Source organism: Collinsella sp. TM04-29 (genome assembly GCF_003466565.1).
Lineage (GTDB): Bacteria > Actinomycetota > Coriobacteriia > Coriobacteriales > Coriobacteriaceae > Collinsella.
Window position 1 is genome coordinate 275255 of record NZ_QSPW01000002.1, and the last position, 16588, is coordinate 291842.

Below are 16588 nucleotides of genomic sequence, written 5' to 3' on the forward strand. Positions count from 1 at the left end.
CGCGCCCGCGGGCTTATGATGGACGATAACGAGACGGAAAGGGGTCAGGTAGCATGGCCGAGGACAATAGGAACAAACCGCTGTACATGATCAGCGTGGCGGCCGAGCTGACCGGCATGCACCCGCAGACTCTGCGCGTCTACGAGTCCAAGGGCCTGGTGAATCCTCAGCGCTCGGGCGGTAACACGCGCCTGTATTCGCGTGCCGATATCGAGCGTCTGGAACTCATCAATCAACTGACCGACGAGGGCATCAACCTTGCCGGTGTGGTGCGTATCCTCGATATGAAGGAGCGCGCCGAGGAACGCGAGCGCGAGAACGAGAAGCTCCGCGCCCGCGTACGCCAACTCGAGGATGAGCTGCACGAGTACAAGATGCAGAAGAAGATCACCGCCCTTGCCCCGCGCGACGGCTCGGTTAACCCCGAGCAAGTCATGCGCAAGCTGCTAGGTACGGGTAGCGACCTATAGCTCCGCCGACGCTGCCGGGCACTCATTGGGGACAGACTTAAATGAGTGCCCGCAGAATGAGAGTGGATAATCTCCCGTTTTTGGCCTGTTTGCAGGCTCAAAGTGGGAGATTATCCACTCTCGTCATTTCGGCGTCTAAGTCTGCCCCCGGCACCCAACTCGTTCTCTGCTTTACTGAGATAAAGTGAACGTGCAGATTCGTAACCCGCTCGCAACCGTTCTATGGCACGATATTGAACGAATGTATGCTATGCGCCCAAATCTTTTGGGCAGAGTGGGAGACAGTATGGTCAAGCTGTACGAGGACGGCATCTACCTGCGCCGTGGCAGCGAGGTTGTGCCTGCGGCCGAGGCTGCTGAGCGCGGTATTACGCAGACGCCCGAGGATGCCAAACGTGGCACCATCGCGTATTCGATCCTTCAGGCACACAATACGTCCGGCGACCCCGAGGCGCTCAAGATTCGCTTCGACGCCATGGCGAGCCACGACATCACCTTTGTCGGCATCATCCAAACGGCGCGTGCCTCGGGCATGGAGCAGTTCCCGCTGCCCTACGTGCTCACCAACTGCCATAACTCGCTGTGCGCCGTGGGCGGCACCATCAACGAGGACGACCACGTCTTTGGCCTCTCTGCGGCCAAGAAGTACGGCGGCATCTTTGTCCCGCCGCACATCGCCGTTATCCACTCCTTTATGCGTGAGAACTTTGCCGGTTGCGGCAAGATGATCCTGGGTTCCGACTCGCACACCCGCTACGGCGCCCTAGGCACCATGGCTGTGGGCGAGGGCGGCGGCGAGCTGGCAAAGCAGCTGCTGCGCGACACCTACGACGTCGCCTATCCCGGCGTTGTGGCCATCTACCTCACGGGCGCCCCGCGTCCCGGCGTCGGCCCGCACGACGTTGCGCTTGCCATCATCCGCGCCGTCTTTGCCAAGGGCTACGTTAAGAACAAGGTCATGGAGTTTGTGGGCCCCGGCATCGCGAGCATGACGACCGATTACCGCAACGGCGTCGACGTCATGACCACCGAGACCACCTGCCTTTCCTCCATCTGGGCCACCGACGAGGACACTCACGCATTCCTGACCATGCACGGCCGCGGCGACGATTACCGCGAGCTCAAGCCCGCCGATGTCGCCTACTACGACGGCTGCGTCGAGGTCGACCTGTCGAGCATCAAGCCCATGATCGCCCTGCCGTTCCATCCTTCCAACGGCTTTGAGATTGACGAGCTCAACGAGAACCTCGAGGATATTCTGCACGAGGTGGAGCTCGAGGCCGCCAAGATCGGTGAGGGCAAGACGCACTTTAGCCTGCTCGACAAGATCGTCGACGGCAAGCTGCACGTGCAGCAGGGCGTTATCGCCGGCTGCTCGGGCGGCAACTACGACTCCGTGGTCCAGGCTGCCCGTGTGTTCAAGGGCGCCAACACCGGCTGCGGTGAGTTCTCGCTGTCGGTCTATCCCACGAGCCAGCCTGTGGCGCTCGAGCTCACGCGTCGCGGCTATATCTACGACCTCATGGAGGCCGGCGCGATCGTGCGCACGGCGTTCTGCGGCCCGTGCTTTGGTGCCGGCGATACGCCTGCCAACAACGGCCTGTCCATTCGCCACACCACGCGCAACTTCCCCAACCGCGAGGGTTCCAAGCCGGGCAATGGCCAGCTGAGCGCCGTGGCTCTGATGGACGCCCGCTCCATTGCGGCGACCGCGGCAAACGGCGGCGTGCTCACCCCGGCGACCGACCTGCCCGAGGAGACTTGGGACGAGGCCTGCGAGTACGCCTTCGACGACGCTCCCTACAAGAAGCGCGTGTACTGGGGCTTCGGCAAGGCCGAGCCGGCCGACGAGCTGGTCGAGGGTCCCAACATCAAGCCGTGGCCCGCGATGGAGCCGCTCGGCGACGATATCCTGCTCAAGGTGTGCTCCAAGATCATGGACCCGGTCACCACGACCGACGAGCTGATCCCATCGGGCGAGACGAGCTCCTTCCGCTCCAACCCGCTGGGCCTGGCCGAGTTTACGCTGAGCCGTCGCGATCCGGCCTACGTGGGCCGCTCCAAGGAGGTCGACGCCGTGGAGAAGCGTCGCGTGGCCGGCGAGGCCGCAGGCGACCTGGCGGCACTCGATGCCGAGCTTGCCGGCGTGTTTGAGGCGTTGGCCAGCGCGGGTGTCGCGGTCGATGCCAAGGCGACCGAGTACGGCTCCATGCTCTATGCCAAGAAGCCCGGTGACGGTTCTGCCCGTGAGCAGGCCGCGAGCTGCCAGCGCGTGATCGGCGGCCTGGCCAACATCGTTCACGAGTACGCCACCAAGCGCTATCGCTCCAACGTGATGAACTGGGGCATGGTGCCCTTCCAGATGGAGACGGAGCCCAACTTTGAGGTGGGCGACTACGTCTTTGTGCCGGGTATCCGTGCCGCGCTCGATGGCGACCTCAAGAACATCGCCGCCTACGTGGTGCGCGCCGACGGCACGGTCGAGCAGATTGAGCTTTACATTGCCGATATGACGGCCGAGGAGCGTGCCATCGTCAAGGCCGGCTGCCTGATCAACTACAACAAGTTCAAGGCCGCTGCCGAGTAACGCACTTCATTGTCCGCCCGGGGCCACCCTTTCCCGCCCGCTCACGCGCTTCGCGAGGGTCGCGTTCGGCAAAGGGTGGCCCCGGGCTACATTTCTGCGTTCTCGTTGGGTCTTGAGGGACGCTAAAAAAGACTGGGACCACCACAAAGGGGACAGGCACCTTTGTGGTGGTCCCGTTTGTCTCGATCTGTAGCAGCTAGGGGCCAAAGTACACCGCTAGATGTTACAGGTCGAGATTTTCGTACGGGGCTCTACACTTCATCTCGACCTATAACAGACAGGCCCCAATTTGCCGAATAACTGTTACAGATCGAGACAAACGGTCATCGCAGCTCGTTTCATCTAAATCTGTAACACCTAGGACCGAAAAGGGTCGCTAGATGTTACAGATCGAGACAGCGGAACATCGGAGCCGAAACCACCACAAAGGTGCCTGTCCGGCGGGTTCTTATTTCGATGGGGTCCAGGTTATCTCATCGTCAAATAGCCAAGTGCGTGCTGAGCCGCTGTCGCGCGCTGTCTGCGGATCGGGCTCGCAGGTTTGTTCGTAGGCATCCTCGGTACACCGATCCATAAAATCGACGACTGCCGTCTGGTCGCCTTCCATGACGTAGATCACGTTGCCATCCGAGATATAGACTCCCGGCCCTTCGTTGTCCACGTAGCCGGGGTCGTATGAAACGTTGCACAGTCTGCTCCCGTTTGCCGCATCGAGTTCAAGGGTCGAATAATACCCGCCATTCATTTGGCCTTTCTTGGCTCGATATATTGCGGCGCCGTACCATCGCTTAAACGTCTTGCCTTTGAGTAAACTGGTTGCCTTGCCGATAAGCTGCTCATCTTGGGTATAGCGCGTGGCTCCAAGTTCGATTCTGGGATAGTTACTGACCCCAAGCGCTGCGGGCGTACCGTCGAAATCGACGGTGATTGAATCGGGTTTGACGATATCGGTGAGGATTTTGATGGGGTAGCTTACGGTTTCAACCGCCGCCTGCGTTGCCGAGGCGGGGAGAAATGCGAGATAGATAATGCCCACGCCGACTGCGGTAATTGCAAACGCTAAGACGAGCAGGCCGGTATAGGTGGAGCGTTTCACGGCGGGTACCTCGCAAACAGCATGCATTCATTAAGATAAGTGATACCAGCTTACGACAATATTCAAAAGAAAGCGACCGCCCGGAATGAGAGGGCTAAAAGGCCCTATTGGGCTTCGATTTGGGGTCGCGAAACGTAGGCTGGGCTTGATGCCGCCTCTTATAATTGGGGCTGATTCTTCTCTGGACCACCACAAAGGTGCCTGCCCCCTTTGTGGTGGTCCGCATGTCATGAGAGCACTCAGAAAATCTTATATATAGAGACTTAGATTTATGTATAAGATCGCGCAAAGCTGGCAACAATACTTCTCGAACAACGTGAAGCCGCCCCGTAGGGCGGCCGCCCCAAGAGAGGTGATTCCATGAGAATCGATAAGCTGGCAATGACGTCGCGCGAGGCGCTGCAGACCGCCATGAGCACGGCTGCCGACGCGCAGGCCGGCGCGGTGGAGCCGATTCACCTGCTGTCCGCCCTGCTTGGTGCCGGCGAGCGCAATATCTCCGTGATCATCGAGCGCATCGGCGCCGATCCGGCCCAGCTTGCACGCTCCACACAAGATGCCATCGACCGCGCGCCCAAGGTTTCGGGCGAGGGCCAGCAGATGGGCCTGTCCAACGAGCTCGTCCGCGTCATCGAAAAGGCCGAGAAGAAGGCCACCAAGATGGGCGACAGCTTTGTGGTGACCGAGCATCTGCTGATGGCACTTGCCGAGGACAAGGGCGAGGCCGGCCGCGTTCTGCGCGACGCTGGCGTCACCAAGGAGCGCATTGAGCAGGTTTACGAGGAGCTGCGCGGCGATGACCGCGTAACGTCTGCCGAGGACAAGACGCAGTTTGAGGCGCTGGAGCAGTACGGTCGCAACATCTGCGACCTCGCCCGCGCCGGCAAGCTCGACCCGGTCATCGGCCGTACCGACGAGATTCGCCGTACCATCCAGGTACTGTCGCGCCGCACCAAGAACAACCCCGTGCTCATCGGCGAGCCGGGCGTCGGCAAGACGGCCATCGTCGAGGGCATCGCCCAGCGTATCGTGGCCGGCGACGTGCCGAGCACCCTGCGCGACCGCGACCTCATCGAGCTCGACATGAGCGCGCTGGTCGCCGGCGCCAAGTACCGCGGCGAGTTCGAGGACCGCTTGAAGGCCGTGCTCAAGGAAGTACAAAAATCCGAGGGTAAGGTCATCCTGTTCATCGATGAGCTCCACACCATCGTGGGCGCGGGTGCCACCGAGGGCTCCATGGATGCCGGCAACATCCTCAAGCCTGCGCTCGCCCGTGGCGACCTGCATGCGATCGGCGCGACCACGCTCGACGAGTACCGTAAGTACATCGAGAAGGACGCGGCACTCGCCCGACGTTTCCAGACCGTGATGGTCTCCGAGCCCACCGTCGAGGACACCATCTCGATTCTGCGTGGCCTCAAGGAGAAGTACGAGATCTTCCACGGCGTGCATATCACCGATAGCGCGCTCGTGGCCGCCGCCGACCTCTCCGATCGCTACATCGCTGACCGCTTCCTGCCCGATAAGGCCATCGACCTGGTCGATGAGGCGGCAAGCCGCCTGCGCATGGAGCTCGACAGCATGCCGGTCGAGATCGACGCCACCACGCGTCAGCTCACCCAGCTGCAGATCGAGGAGCAGGCGCTCATGAAGGAGACCGACGACGCCTCCAAGGAGCGTCTGGAGGCTCTGCGCCAAGAGATCGCTGAGGTCCAAGAAAAGCTCAACGTGCAAAAGGCCGGCTGGCTCAACCAGAAGAACGCTATCGACCACGTGCAGGAGCTCAAGGGGCAGCTCGACGAGGCCAAGAGCGAAGAGGAGCGCGCAACGCGCAATGGCGATCTGGGCCGTGCGTCCGAGCTGCGCTACTCCGTGATTCCGGGTCTGCAGCAGCAGATTCAGGATTCCGAGGTTGCGCTCGAGGCACAAAAAGAGCAGGACGGCGAGGGCCTCAACGAGCAGGTGACCTCCGACGAGATTGCCGAGGTCGTGAGTGCCTGGACCGGCGTGCCCGTGTCCAAGATGATGCAGGGCGAGCTCGACAAGCTCAAGGGCCTGGAGGGCGAGCTGCATAAGCGCGTCATCGGTCAGGACGAGGCCGTGTCCGCTGTGGCCGCGGCCGTGCGCCGTAGCCGTGCGGGCCTCTCCGATCCGGACAAGCCCATCGGCAGCTTCTTCTTCCTGGGCCCCACCGGCGTAGGCAAGACCGAGCTCGCCAAGGCGCTGGCCGAGTGCCTGTTCGATGACGAGCGCGCGCTCGTGCGTATCGACATGTCCGAGTATATGGAGAAGTTCAGCGTCCAGCGTCTGATCGGTGCGCCTCCGGGATACGTGGGCTACGACGAGGGCGGCCAGCTAACCGAGGCCGTGCGCTGTCGTCCGTACTCCGTAATCTTGCTCGACGAGATGGAGAAGGCTCATCCGGATGTCTTCAACGTGCTGTTGCAGGTGCTTGATGACGGCCGTCTGACCGATGGCCAGGGTCGCCAGGTGTCCTTCAAGAACACGATTATCATCATGACGTCCAACGTGGGCTCCAAGGCCATCGCCGATCTGTCCGGTAAGGACGAGGAAGAGATGCGCCATCAGGTCGATGCGGCCATGGCTCAGACCTTCCGCCCCGAGTTCCTCAACCGCATCGACGATATCGTGGTGTTCCATCCGCTCGGCATGGCGCAAATCGAAAAGATCGTCGATATCCAGCTTGCCGATGTCCGTGCACGTCTGGCCAAGGAGCGCATGACGCTTGCCATCACCCCGGCGGCCAAGCAGATGCTCGCCGTGGGTGGCCTGGACCCCGTGTTCGGTGCCCGTCCGCTCAAGCGCCTGGTCCAGCGCGAGGTCGTGGACGCCATCGCCGCCGCCATCATCGACGGTACGGTGCGCGAGGGCGATCAGGTGACGGTCGATGCCGACAAGGACGGCGGCTTTACCGTCGTGTGCGACAACACGCCGGCGGCCACCTACGAGGTCCCCAACGCGCAGTAGGTTTTTGGCGCATGCCTTACAATCTGCCTTTTGAGCCGAACGCCAAGGGCGGCGGATCCAATTGGGTCCGCCGCCCTTTTTCGTGCGACAATCGATAATGCTGAACGGATGCGATGCAAGGAGCTATGCAGATGAAAGACGAGATCAAGACAAGCGCGCCGGCGACCGATGCAGCACCCGCCGCACCCAAGCCTGCGCCTAAGCCGGCACCCAAGCCGCGCGACCCCTATATCCGCGCCGAGAACGAGGATGACGACGGCTACGATCCCTACAGCGATCGCCGCCCCGAGCGCGAGCCCCTCTTCGAAGCCGACCCCTGGCGCTAAGTAGCTCATTTGGGACGGGGCTCTTTTAGCTACTTGGGCTGCTATGTGAGCCAGCATCTAATAGGAGCCGCTAGCCCTGGCCTTTGATGTTCGGCAACAGAAAAACTTGCTTAGCTACTAATCAAGTTACACGTAATCTTGCTCTCCTGCTAATCAAGAATCGTTATAATCTTGATTAGCAGGAGAGCAAGATTGGAGAATTATGGCATTCAACGACTTGGTGGCTCAAAAAATAAAGGACTTTGAGCAACAGGGGATTCCGCAGGTCTTTGAGCGCGACCTTGATCTGGGCAACCCGCAGGAGCCAAAGCGCGACAACATCGTATATGTGATTGTGGGCGCCCGTCGTTGTGGAAAGACGTATCGCCTGTATCAGGAGATGCGGCGGCTTCAGGGCCAAGGCGTCGAGCTTGACCGGATGCTATATTTCAATTTTGAGGATGAGCGCTTGCGTCCGTATGAGCCATCGCTACTAGCGGACGTGCTCGATACATTCTATGCACTATATCCTGCTGCTCGAGGCGAGGGCGCCTACCTTTTCTTTGACGAGATCCAGGAAATACCCGAATGGGGTGCGTTTCTGCGACGCGTGGTCGATACGGAGAAGGCGACCGTTTACGTGACGGGATCTTCTTCTAAGATGCTGTCCTCAGAACTTAAGAGCGAGTTCAGGGGCCGTTCTCTTGTGCGAGAGCTTTTTCCGTTGAGTTTTTCGGAATACGTCCGATATAAGACGGGGAGCGTTCCTGAGTCGAACGCGCCCTTCTCCTCAAGCGCTGCAGCGTTGCTCCGACACCATCTGGTCGGATATCTCGAGCGAGGGGGATTCATCGCGACACTTGAGCAGACGCCCGCAGACGCGATTCAGCTGCTACAGGAATATGCGTCGCGAACGGTCGCTATGGACGTTGTGGAGCGTTACGACGTCAAGAGCCCTCGTTTGGCCTCACTGTTTCTGACGCGGTGTATGGCATCTTCGGGACGAGAGCTGTCGGTGAACAAGGTGTACAACGAGTTCAAGAGCAGGCAGATACCCGTCAGTCGTAATTCGCTCAGCGACTTACTTGAGTATTACGAGGACGCCTACCTGCTGTTTTCTGTGCCGGAGTTTACGCGTTCACTTGCAAATAATACGCGGTCTGCGTCTAAAGTCTACGCTGTCGATCCTGCGATGTTTGGAGCATTCTCTCCCGCATCGGCATTGGACCAGGGCCAGAGGCTCGAGACTGCGGTGTTCAATGCGCTCAGAAGAAGGACTCCTGCGGTGCGGGTCGGTTCGGTCTGCCGCCTACTGGTCAAGGAGAAGAATAAAAGCCATGAGGTTGACTTTGTGGCTGGGGATGCACTTCTCATGCAGGCTTATAGCCTGACTCAGGTGAGTGTGGATATGGCAAGCGAGAAAACGCGCGAACGCGAAATTGCAGCCCTCGATGCCTCGATGGCCCAGTTTGATCTTGGCGAGTCGGTAATCGTTACTATGGATGAACAGGCCGATATTCCATGTGAACACGGTGTGGTACACGCTGTGCCCGCATGGAAGTGGCTCCTTGCCTAATCATCTACGGATCTGTGGGGCCAGGACCTCCTGGCCCCTTCATCACGGTTGGGGAGTACCATGATGCGCCCGGCTAGTCCTGGGCCTTGATGCTCGGCAGCAGAATCTGGGCGATGTAGTCGCATTCGAGCTTGGTGGCAGCGTCGGCCTTGCCGTCTTTGCCGACCAGCACGCTCTTGATCTGGCTGTAGGTGTAGCGGTTGCCGGTCGTAAGCTCGACAAGCTCAATGGCTGTGTCCATGGGATAGGTCGACACGGGGTTCTGCGTGCGCCCGTTGATGGTCTGGGGCACCACGTACGGATAGACGGGGCCGCTGGCGTAGACGGTATAACCGTTGCCTAGATTGGCCGCACCCAAAACCGTATCGCCCTCATCGGGCGTAAAGCTCTCGCCCTCGCGCACCGCGACGAGCGTCACAATCGGCGTATCGCTGTCGCCGGCAAGATAGATGCATAGCGTGCTGCCATTTTGCCAAGTCTCGACCTTGCCGTACCATTCGACGGGGATATCGAGCTGGTAGAGGTCGGTTGCCTTGTGACGGGCGTCGGCATCACGGGCTGCCTGTGCCTTTTGCGCGCTCACGGCATTGACGGCGGCGTCGCGCCGCGCGGTTGCCGCCTGCTGGAGCACCTTGGCGGTGGCGGCGGAGCTCGCGCCGCCTTCCTCGGCATACTTGGCGGCGGCGTCGATCTGGTCGTTGGTTACCGTGTCGGCCGAAGGCACCTTGAGTTTAAAGGCAGCCTGGGCACTTAAATCCTGTCCATCGCTCTTAACGGTGACCTGCGTCTTGGTGGTCGGGACGGTATAGATGGTGCCGTCGGCCGCGATGGGGGAGGCAGCGATGGAGAGCGTGTAATCGCCGGGCAGCAGTTTGATGCCGCGGCCGTGCTCGTCAACGTAGAGCGTTTCGCTCACAGAAGAGCCGTCGGAGTCCTGGCCACTCACCTGCACGGGGATCTTCGAGCCGGTGGAGCAGTCGAGTCCCGCGGCATGTACGCCAATTTGCACCGACATCATGGTATGGGCGTTTGCGGCAACTACGGCGGCCTGCTCTTGCTGGTATCCGTTCCAAGCCGCATAGCCCGCGCCGCCGGCGACGAGCGCGACAGCCACGACACCGGCGACCATCAGATTGCGGCGCTTGGGCGACATCTTACGATGACGAACCTCGGCTTCGTGTGCCGAGGGAGCGGACGGCAGGGGAATATCTCCCATGGCGATGGTCTCGTCGACGACTGGCGCAGAGCCCAAGCCGGGGAGCTCGCGGGTGAGCGATTCGTCGACGGGCAAGTCGCCAAGCAGGGAGGTCTCATCTCCCGCGTTGGGTTCCGGTTGGCCATTGCCCTCGTCATCGCCTTTTTCGACATCGGCTTCATCGCGAGCATCCTCGACGTCGTCGCCCGTATCCGGTATGCCATCGCCCGCCGCGTCCTGCATGTCGACGATTGTCTCGTCAAACGCAACTTCGTCCAGCGAAAACCGGTCTAGGCTCTCCAAGGCCTCGGCGCACGCCGCTGCATCTTGGGCCGCGTCCTCTTGGCCCCTCGTCTCATTTTCCATATATCCCCCAAGCTCAATATCGGGACAACAATGTACCCAAAATTAAGGTCACATAGAGCTGGCGTGCAGTCGGAAATTCGATTTTATCTGCGCGATACATTGTGAATATGTGCATGAATGCACGCGCGACAGCAAAAAGCCCCCGGAAAGCAAACGAATTGCTTTCCGGGGGCTGCGCATAACGCGAGATTACGGAGCCAAAGAGACGCGCCTACATCCAAATGCGGACGGCAGCGAGCGCGTTACTCGGCGTGTGCGTAATCCACCTTGGCGCGGCGAGCGGTAGCCTTCTCCCAATCGCTGGTGCCCTCAAAGACATCCTGCTTGTAGGGATTGCGGCCGAGCTTCTTGGCGCGGTAGGCGATGTAGATGATCGCGGCGATGTTGGCGACCAGTGCGGCGATCGAGACCGCAGTAGCGGCGCTGGGGTCGAGCGTGGAGTGGGTCACAAAGATGGACTCCTCCTGGAAGTACGGGAACACCTGGGCAAACATGCACCAAATGGCCAGCGTAAAGGCGCGGTTCTGGATCCAACCGCCCTTGTTCCAGATAAAGGCGGCGACGGTGGGCGCCAGCAGCAGCGCAAAGCCGCAGAACCAGGAGTGGGCGGGCAGGCAGTTGTAGGTGTAGCAGAAGTTCCAGATATCGTAGGCGATGATGTAGACCCAGGTCATGTCGGGCCACAGCATGTCGGTCTTGTCCTCGGAGGCGTAGACGCTCCACCAACCGGTCATGCAGAAGATGTTGATGATACCGGCGATGCCGTTGAACACGTTGTTCCAGCCGGCAAGCTGCGTAGCACCTTCGGAGGTGACCCAAGTGGACTGGCCCAGGACAAAGAAGTGATAGGCGCTCTCAAAGTCGGACACGACGGCGATCATGATGTTGATGGCGACGATCACAAACGGCCACGCGCGGAACCAGTGCGCCTTGCCGATCTTGCCCCACTGATACTTAATGGCGATGAAGCCCCAGCAACCGGTCAACGCCGCGTAGACCTTGGCGTAGTGGAACCAGCTGTTCTGGTACACATGGGTGGGGTTGGTGAGCGCCCACTCGGCGCCCTGCGAAACGCCGATGGCGATAGCGACGCAGTAGATGGTCATGGCCAGCGGAGCCACGCCAAAGATGATTGCCGCGCCCAGCTTGGTGCGGCGGCCGATCTCGTTGAGCACGATCAGGCCAATAAAGACCATGGCCCAGCCGGCCCAGTGGATAAGGGTATCGCTACCCCAAACATCGAACAGCATGCTGCTCTCCTTTCACACGCCCGCGGCCCCTCTTCTGATCGCGGGCAGTTTGGCCAAATGTCGTCAGTTCTGGGGCTTGCGCTCCGGATACTTGGCGGTATAGCCCTCGATGTGGAGTGTCGAGGCGATGATTTCCTTGACCGTCTCGTCGGGCACATCGGGGTGCGTGCGGATATACATCAACAACCCCATAATGAGGGTGTAGAACGTCTCGTAGACATGGTCGATGCGTAGCTCATGATGGGCGACAAAATCCACCACGGTGGTATCGCAGATATACTGCGCCACACGCTGGACCACGTTGTGCAAAAAGCCGCCGTAGAGCGCGCCGCTGCTCGAGGTGAGCGTGCTCGGCAACTCGTGGCCGCTCACGACCAGGCGCTTAAAGAGCGGAGCAACGGTGTCGAGTGCGCCTTCGATGTCGCCAACCGTGCGGCTGGCGTTCCACTGCTCGAGCTCGGCGATAAAGCCGTCGATTGCCTCGTCCATAACGGCGGTGACGGCGGCATCCATATCGGCAAAGTAGTGGTAGAACAGCGAACGCGTGCAGCCAGCCCGCTTGGTCACGGCCGATACCGAAAGATGGGACACACCAAGCTCGGCGCTCACGGCGCGCACAGCGGCGAGGATCTCGCGACGGCGCTCGTCGCCCGTCAGGCGTTTTGCCGCGCTATCGGATGCGGGGACGGCATCGACCACAGAGATATCTGCTGCGTTGTTGCCCATGTTTTGCCGCCTTTCATCCTCTTTTGCCTGACCGTTCGCCTAACAGTCTTGAATATTGTTGACGGTTCGTCAATACTATTTTTGACACAATGTCAACAATGGCGGGTGAAAGGCATGGGGGCATGCCCGGCCTGCAAAAAAAGAGGGGCGCTGCGGTCTCGCCGGGCTGTGGCAAGAGAAGGGACGACTATGATTCTCAACGGACCGGGGATTAGCTATACCGAGCCCGATATCGGCGCGGAGTTCGTGCCGCCGATACCGGAGCATCCGCGCGAGGCCATCGTCAAACTGTGTGAGCACTGCACCAACCGCCTGCTGCACCGCGACGAGCTGCTGGGCTACGAGTACTGGTCGTTTGCCGAGGCCGCAACCGACGAGCAGGCCGAAGTGCTCTGCAAGATGAAGATGCGCCGTCCCTATACGCTGCCCGAGATGGTCAAGCTCACCGGCATGCCCGAGGCCGATATCGAAAAAATGCTCGACGACATGAGCTACACGGGTCTGCTCGAGTACAACTGGGAAAACCCCGAGCGCGCCAAGCAGTGGGTGCTGCCCATGCTGGTGCCGGGTTCCGCCGAGTTCCTCAACATGCGCGTGAGCCAGCTCGAGGAGCATCCGGTCTATGCCAAGTTCTTTGAGCAGGCGTCCAAGGGACCGCTGTCCAAGGCCACGCCGATGGTGCCGCCCGGCGGTGCCGGCATCGGCATGCATGTCATTCCGGTCGAGAAGGCCATCGATGCCGCGAGCACCTCGGTGCCGATCGAGCATATCGAGCATTGGCTCGACAAATACGAAGGTAAGTATGCCGCTAGCACCTGCAGCTGCCGCGCGAGCCGTCGCGTGATGGGAGAGGGCTGCGCCGACGACCCGGCCGATTGGTGCATCGCCGTGGGCGATATGGCCGACTACGTGGTCGAGACCGACCGCGGCCATTATGTGACGCGCGAGGAGGTCTACGACATCCTGCGCCAGGCCGAGGACAACGGCTTTGTGCACCAGATCACCAACATCGACGGTGAGAACAAAATCTTCGCCATCTGCAACTGCAACGTCAACGTGTGCTACGCCCTGCGCACTTCGCAGCTGTTCAACACGCCCAACCTGTCGCGCTCGGCCTACGTCGCCAAGGTCGAGAAGGACAAGTGCGTGGCCTGCGGTCGCTGCGTTGAGGTGTGTCCGGCCGGCGCCGCCAAACTGGGCCAGAAGCTCTGTAGCAAAAAGGCTGGCGGACAGGTGCCCGAGTATCCGCGCCAGGAGCTGCCCGATGCCACCAAGTGGGACCACACCAAGTGGTCGCCCAACTACCGCAACGACAACCGTATCGAGACGCATGAGTCCGGCACCGCTCCCTGCAAGACGGCCTGCCCCGCGCACGTTGCCGTTCAGGGCTATTTGAAGCTCGCGGCGCAGGGCCGCTATGACGAGGCGTTGGCGCTCATCAAGCGCGAGAACCCGTTGCCCGCTATCTGCGGCCGTGTGTGCAACCGCCGCTGTGAGGATGCCTGCACCCGCGGTCGCGTGGACGAGGCCGTGGCCATCGACGAGGTCAAGAAGTTTATCGCCCAGCGCGATCTGGATGCCGCGACTCGCTATGTCCCACCTGTGGTGACCCCGACGCGTGCCGGCGGCTTCGACCAGAAGATCGCCATCATCGGCGCCGGTCCGGCCGGTCTGTCCTGCGCCTTCTATCTGGCCGAGAAGGGCTACAAGCCCGTCGTGTTCGAGAAAAACGAGCGCCCGGGCGGCATGCTCACCTACGGCATTCCCAGCTTTAAGCTGCAGAAGGACGTTATCGAGGCCGAGGTCGAGGTCATTCGCCTGATGGGTGCCGAGTTTCGCTATGGCGTGGAAGTCGGCCGCGACGTGACGCTCGACGAGCTGCGCGCGCAGGGCTTTAAGGCCTTCTACGTTGCCATTGGCTGCCAGGGCGGCCGCCTTGCCGGCATTCCGGGCGAGGACGCCGAGGACGTGACCGTGGCCGTCGACTTTTTGCGCGAGGTCAACAGTGGCAAGATCGATGCGCTGCCCGGCCGCACCATCGTGGTGGGCGGCGGCAACGTGGCCATCGACGTTGCCCGCAACGCCTGCCGTCTGGGTTCCGAGCACGTTGAGATGTTCTGCCTGGAGAGCGAGGCGCAGATGCCCGCCAGCGAGGAAGAGCGTCGCGAGGCCATCGAGGACGGCGCGCACATCAGTTGCGGTTGGGGCCCCAAGGAGGTCCATCTGGACGAGGCCGGCCGTGTGTGCGGCATCACCTTTAAGCGCTGCACGCGCGTCTACGATGACGAGGGCCGTTTTGCGCCCGAGTACGACGAGAACGACCTGCGCCGCGTCGATGCCGACCGCGTGGTCATGTCCATCGGCCAGTCCATCGTGTGGGGCGACCTGCTGGCTGGCTCCAAGGTGGAGCTTGGCCGTGGTCAGGGCGCCCTTGCCGATCCCCAGACCTACCAGACCGCCGAACCCGACATCTTTGTGGGCGGCGACGTCTATACCGGTCCGAGCTTTGCCATCGATGCCATCGCCGCCGGTCACGAGGCCGCCGTGTCCATCCATCGCTTTGTGCAGCCGGGCTCCACGCTCACCATCGGCCGCAACCAGCGCCGCTACACCGCGCTCGACCGCAACGACGTTGTGCTCGAGAGCTACGACAACGCGAGCCGCGAGGTTGCGCATGTGGACCGCGAACGCGAGAAGGCTGCGCCGTTTAGCGAGTACGTCGAGACCTTTACCGAGGAGCAGGTGCGCGCAGAGACCGCCCGCTGCCTGGGCTGCGGCGCCTCGATCGTCGACCCCAACAAGTGCATTGGCTGCGGCCTGTGCACCACCAAGTGCGCATTCGACGCCATCCATCTTGATCGCGACCGCCCCGAGTGCTCCACGATGGTCAAATACGAGCAAAAGCTCCCCAGCTTGGGCAAGTACGCACTCAAGCGTGCCATCAAGATTAAATTCGGTCGCAAGTAAGTAGTCATAACGGGAACGGCGGAGGAAAAAGTGCACGAGCTCGGAATCGTCTATCACATTATTCGCGATGTCGAGAACGTGGCGCGCGCTCATGGCGTGCGTCGCGTTTCGAGCGTGACGTTGCTGTTGGGCGAGGTCTCGGGCGTCGTTCCCGACTTGCTGCTCGACGCTTGGCGCTGGGCAGCAGATAAAAAGCCTATCACCGAGGGCTCGGAGCTTATCGTGGAGCCCGTTGAAGCCGTGACACATTGCGGTGCGTGCGGCCGCGACTACGCGACGGTCGAGCACGGCAAGACCTGCCCTTATTGCGGCAGCGGCGAGACATACCTGCTGCAGGGCCAGGAGGTCATGATCAAGCAGATCGAGACCCCCGACGAGGACCCGGCAGACGCTGCCCCTGATGGTCCCGCTGCTCCTGACGCCGTCGACGCCGCCAACCCCCTCCACATCGCCTAACTTAGTCATTGGGTGTTCCTATAGTTTTGTCAACCGTCGGGGCTACTCCCGGTAGGGCACCCGGTCGCGCATCACGGCGTATATCGCCCTGAGCCGCTTCCTCGCGACGGCCTTGAGCGCCCGCCCGTGCCCCATGCCCCGCGCCCTGCAGGCCCGGTAGTACTCGCCGTAGCGCCCCGAGGACCTCACCAGGCTGTTGCACGAGAAGATCAGCAGGGACTTGAGCCTCGCGTCGCCGCGCCTGGACGCCCTGACCGACCTCACCGACGTGCCGGAGCTCCTCACCCTCGGGGCTATGCCGCAGTACGAGGCCAGGTGGTCGTGGTCCGGGAACCTCGCGATGTCGACCGACACCGCGAGCTGCGCCGCGGTCCTCGGGCCGATGCCGGGCACGGTGAGCAGGCACGCGTAGGTCTCGTCGCCCTCGAGCAGCGCCGCCGTCTCGGCCTCGAGGGCCCCGGCCTCGTCGAGGGCCTCCGATATCCGGGCGGCCAGGAATCTGACCTGCCTGTTCTCGGCCTCGACGAGCGCCGGCGGGGGCGCGGTGGAGGCGGCCGCGGCCTCCCCGGCGGCCTCGGCCCGCGGGCCCCCGGCCCCGGAGCGGGC

Annotated in this window: 12 protein-coding genes; 7 read left to right on the forward strand and 5 right to left on the reverse strand. The window is 61.5% G+C overall.

Translation table 11 applies throughout. The annotated features are described in order from the left end of the window. The first annotated feature begins 53 nt into the window (after positions 1-53). Positions 54-470: a heat shock protein transcriptional repressor HspR gene (locus DXD39_RS06760; RefSeq protein WP_089573643.1), complete on the forward strand. Its 417-nt coding sequence runs from the start codon at positions 54-56 to the stop codon at positions 468-470. A 286-nt stretch (positions 471-756) separates the two neighbouring features. Next, the gene (locus DXD39_RS06765; protein WP_117803568.1) at positions 757-3057 is read left to right on the forward strand and encodes a hydratase; all 2301 of its coding nucleotides are present in this window, start codon (positions 757-759) and stop codon (positions 3055-3057) included. A gap of 448 nt (positions 3058-3505) precedes the next feature. On the opposite strand, the gene DXD39_RS06770 is transcribed toward DXD39_RS06765, so the two are convergent. Further along, positions 3506-4153 carry a hypothetical protein gene (locus DXD39_RS06770; protein ID WP_117803569.1) on the reverse strand — a complete coding sequence of 216 codons (648 nt, stop codon included), beginning with the start codon at positions 4151-4153 and terminating at the stop codon, positions 3506-3508. 360 nt (positions 4154-4513) lie between these two features. Between DXD39_RS06770 and clpB the strand changes: the two genes are divergently transcribed. The 3 genes from clpB to DXD39_RS06785 all read left to right on the forward strand — a co-directional run bounded on the left by clpB (position 4514) and on the right by DXD39_RS06785 (position 9022). Continuing rightward, positions 4514-7141: an ATP-dependent chaperone ClpB gene (gene clpB, locus DXD39_RS06775; RefSeq protein WP_117803570.1), complete on the forward strand. Its 2628-nt coding sequence runs from the start codon at positions 4514-4516 to the stop codon at positions 7139-7141. 131 nt (positions 7142-7272) lie between these two features. Further along, complete coding sequence (locus DXD39_RS06780; protein ID WP_233505209.1) at positions 7273-7467, forward strand: hypothetical protein; 195 nt, start codon at positions 7273-7275, stop codon at positions 7465-7467. Positions 7468-7669: 202 nt separating this feature from the next. Beyond that, positions 7670-9022 (forward strand): ATP-binding protein, encoded by a 1353-nt coding sequence (locus DXD39_RS06785; protein WP_117637939.1) that lies wholly within the window; start codon positions 7670-7672, stop codon positions 9020-9022. Positions 9023-9095: 73 nt separating this feature from the next. Here the strand turns inward: DXD39_RS06785 and DXD39_RS06790 are convergent, their stop codons facing one another. The 3 genes from DXD39_RS06790 to DXD39_RS06800 form a co-directional block, all read right to left on the reverse strand. After that, positions 9096-10583, reverse strand: a complete 1488-nt coding sequence (locus tag DXD39_RS06790) for a hypothetical protein (protein ID WP_117634472.1) — start codon at positions 10581-10583, stop codon at positions 9096-9098. Positions 10584-10825: 242 nt separating this feature from the next. Further along, entirely contained in the window at positions 10826-11833 is a 1008-nt protein-coding gene (locus DXD39_RS06795) for a DUF5692 family protein (RefSeq protein ID WP_117803571.1), read from the reverse strand. A gap of 63 nt (positions 11834-11896) precedes the next feature. Further along, positions 11897-12559, reverse strand: a complete 663-nt coding sequence (locus tag DXD39_RS06800; protein WP_117634468.1) for a TetR/AcrR family transcriptional regulator — start codon at positions 12557-12559, stop codon at positions 11897-11899. 189 nt (positions 12560-12748) lie between these two features. Here DXD39_RS06800 and DXD39_RS06805 point away from each other — a divergent pair, with 189 nt between their 5' ends. Next, on the forward strand, positions 12749-15526 hold the full coding sequence (locus tag DXD39_RS06805; RefSeq protein ID WP_199572133.1) for an FAD-dependent oxidoreductase: 2778 nt from the start codon (positions 12749-12751) through the stop codon (positions 15524-15526). A 30-nt stretch (positions 15527-15556) separates the two neighbouring features. Continuing rightward, the gene (locus DXD39_RS06810) at positions 15557-15982 is read left to right on the forward strand and encodes a hydrogenase maturation nickel metallochaperone HypA (RefSeq protein ID WP_117803572.1); all 426 of its coding nucleotides are present in this window, start codon (positions 15557-15559) and stop codon (positions 15980-15982) included. A 42-nt stretch (positions 15983-16024) separates the two neighbouring features. On the opposite strand, the gene DXD39_RS06815 is transcribed toward DXD39_RS06810, so the two are convergent. Further along, positions 16025-16588 (reverse strand): transposase (locus DXD39_RS06815; protein WP_147347905.1); only part of this gene is annotated, 564 nt, incomplete at its 5' end.

What these genes read in the sequence shown, in the direction of transcription:
- DXD39_RS06760 (WP_089573643.1), top strand. Translation starts at nt 54, where the DNA reads ATGGCCGAGGACAATAGGAACAAACCGCTGTACATGATCAGCGTGGCG.
- DXD39_RS06785 (WP_117637939.1), top strand. Translation starts at nt 7,670, where the DNA reads ATGGCATTCAACGACTTGGTGGCTCAAAAAATAAAGGACTTTGAGCAA.
- DXD39_RS06805 (WP_199572133.1), top strand. Translation starts at nt 12,749, where the DNA reads ATGATTCTCAACGGACCGGGGATTAGCTATACCGAGCCCGATATCGGC.
- DXD39_RS06765 (WP_117803568.1), top strand. Translation starts at nt 757, where the DNA reads ATGGTCAAGCTGTACGAGGACGGCATCTACCTGCGCCGTGGCAGCGAG.
- DXD39_RS06795 (WP_117803571.1), bottom strand. Translation starts at nt 11,833, where the DNA reads ATGCTGTTCGATGTTTGGGGTAGCGATACCCTTATCCACTGGGCCGGC.
- DXD39_RS06800 (WP_117634468.1), bottom strand. Translation starts at nt 12,559, where the DNA reads ATGGGCAACAACGCAGCAGATATCTCTGTGGTCGATGCCGTCCCCGCA.
- clpB (WP_117803570.1), top strand. Translation starts at nt 4,514, where the DNA reads ATGAGAATCGATAAGCTGGCAATGACGTCGCGCGAGGCGCTGCAGACC.
- DXD39_RS06780 (WP_233505209.1), top strand. Translation starts at nt 7,273, where the DNA reads ATGAAAGACGAGATCAAGACAAGCGCGCCGGCGACCGATGCAGCACCC.
- DXD39_RS06790 (WP_117634472.1), bottom strand. Translation starts at nt 10,583, where the DNA reads ATGGAAAATGAGACGAGGGGCCAAGAGGACGCGGCCCAAGATGCAGCG.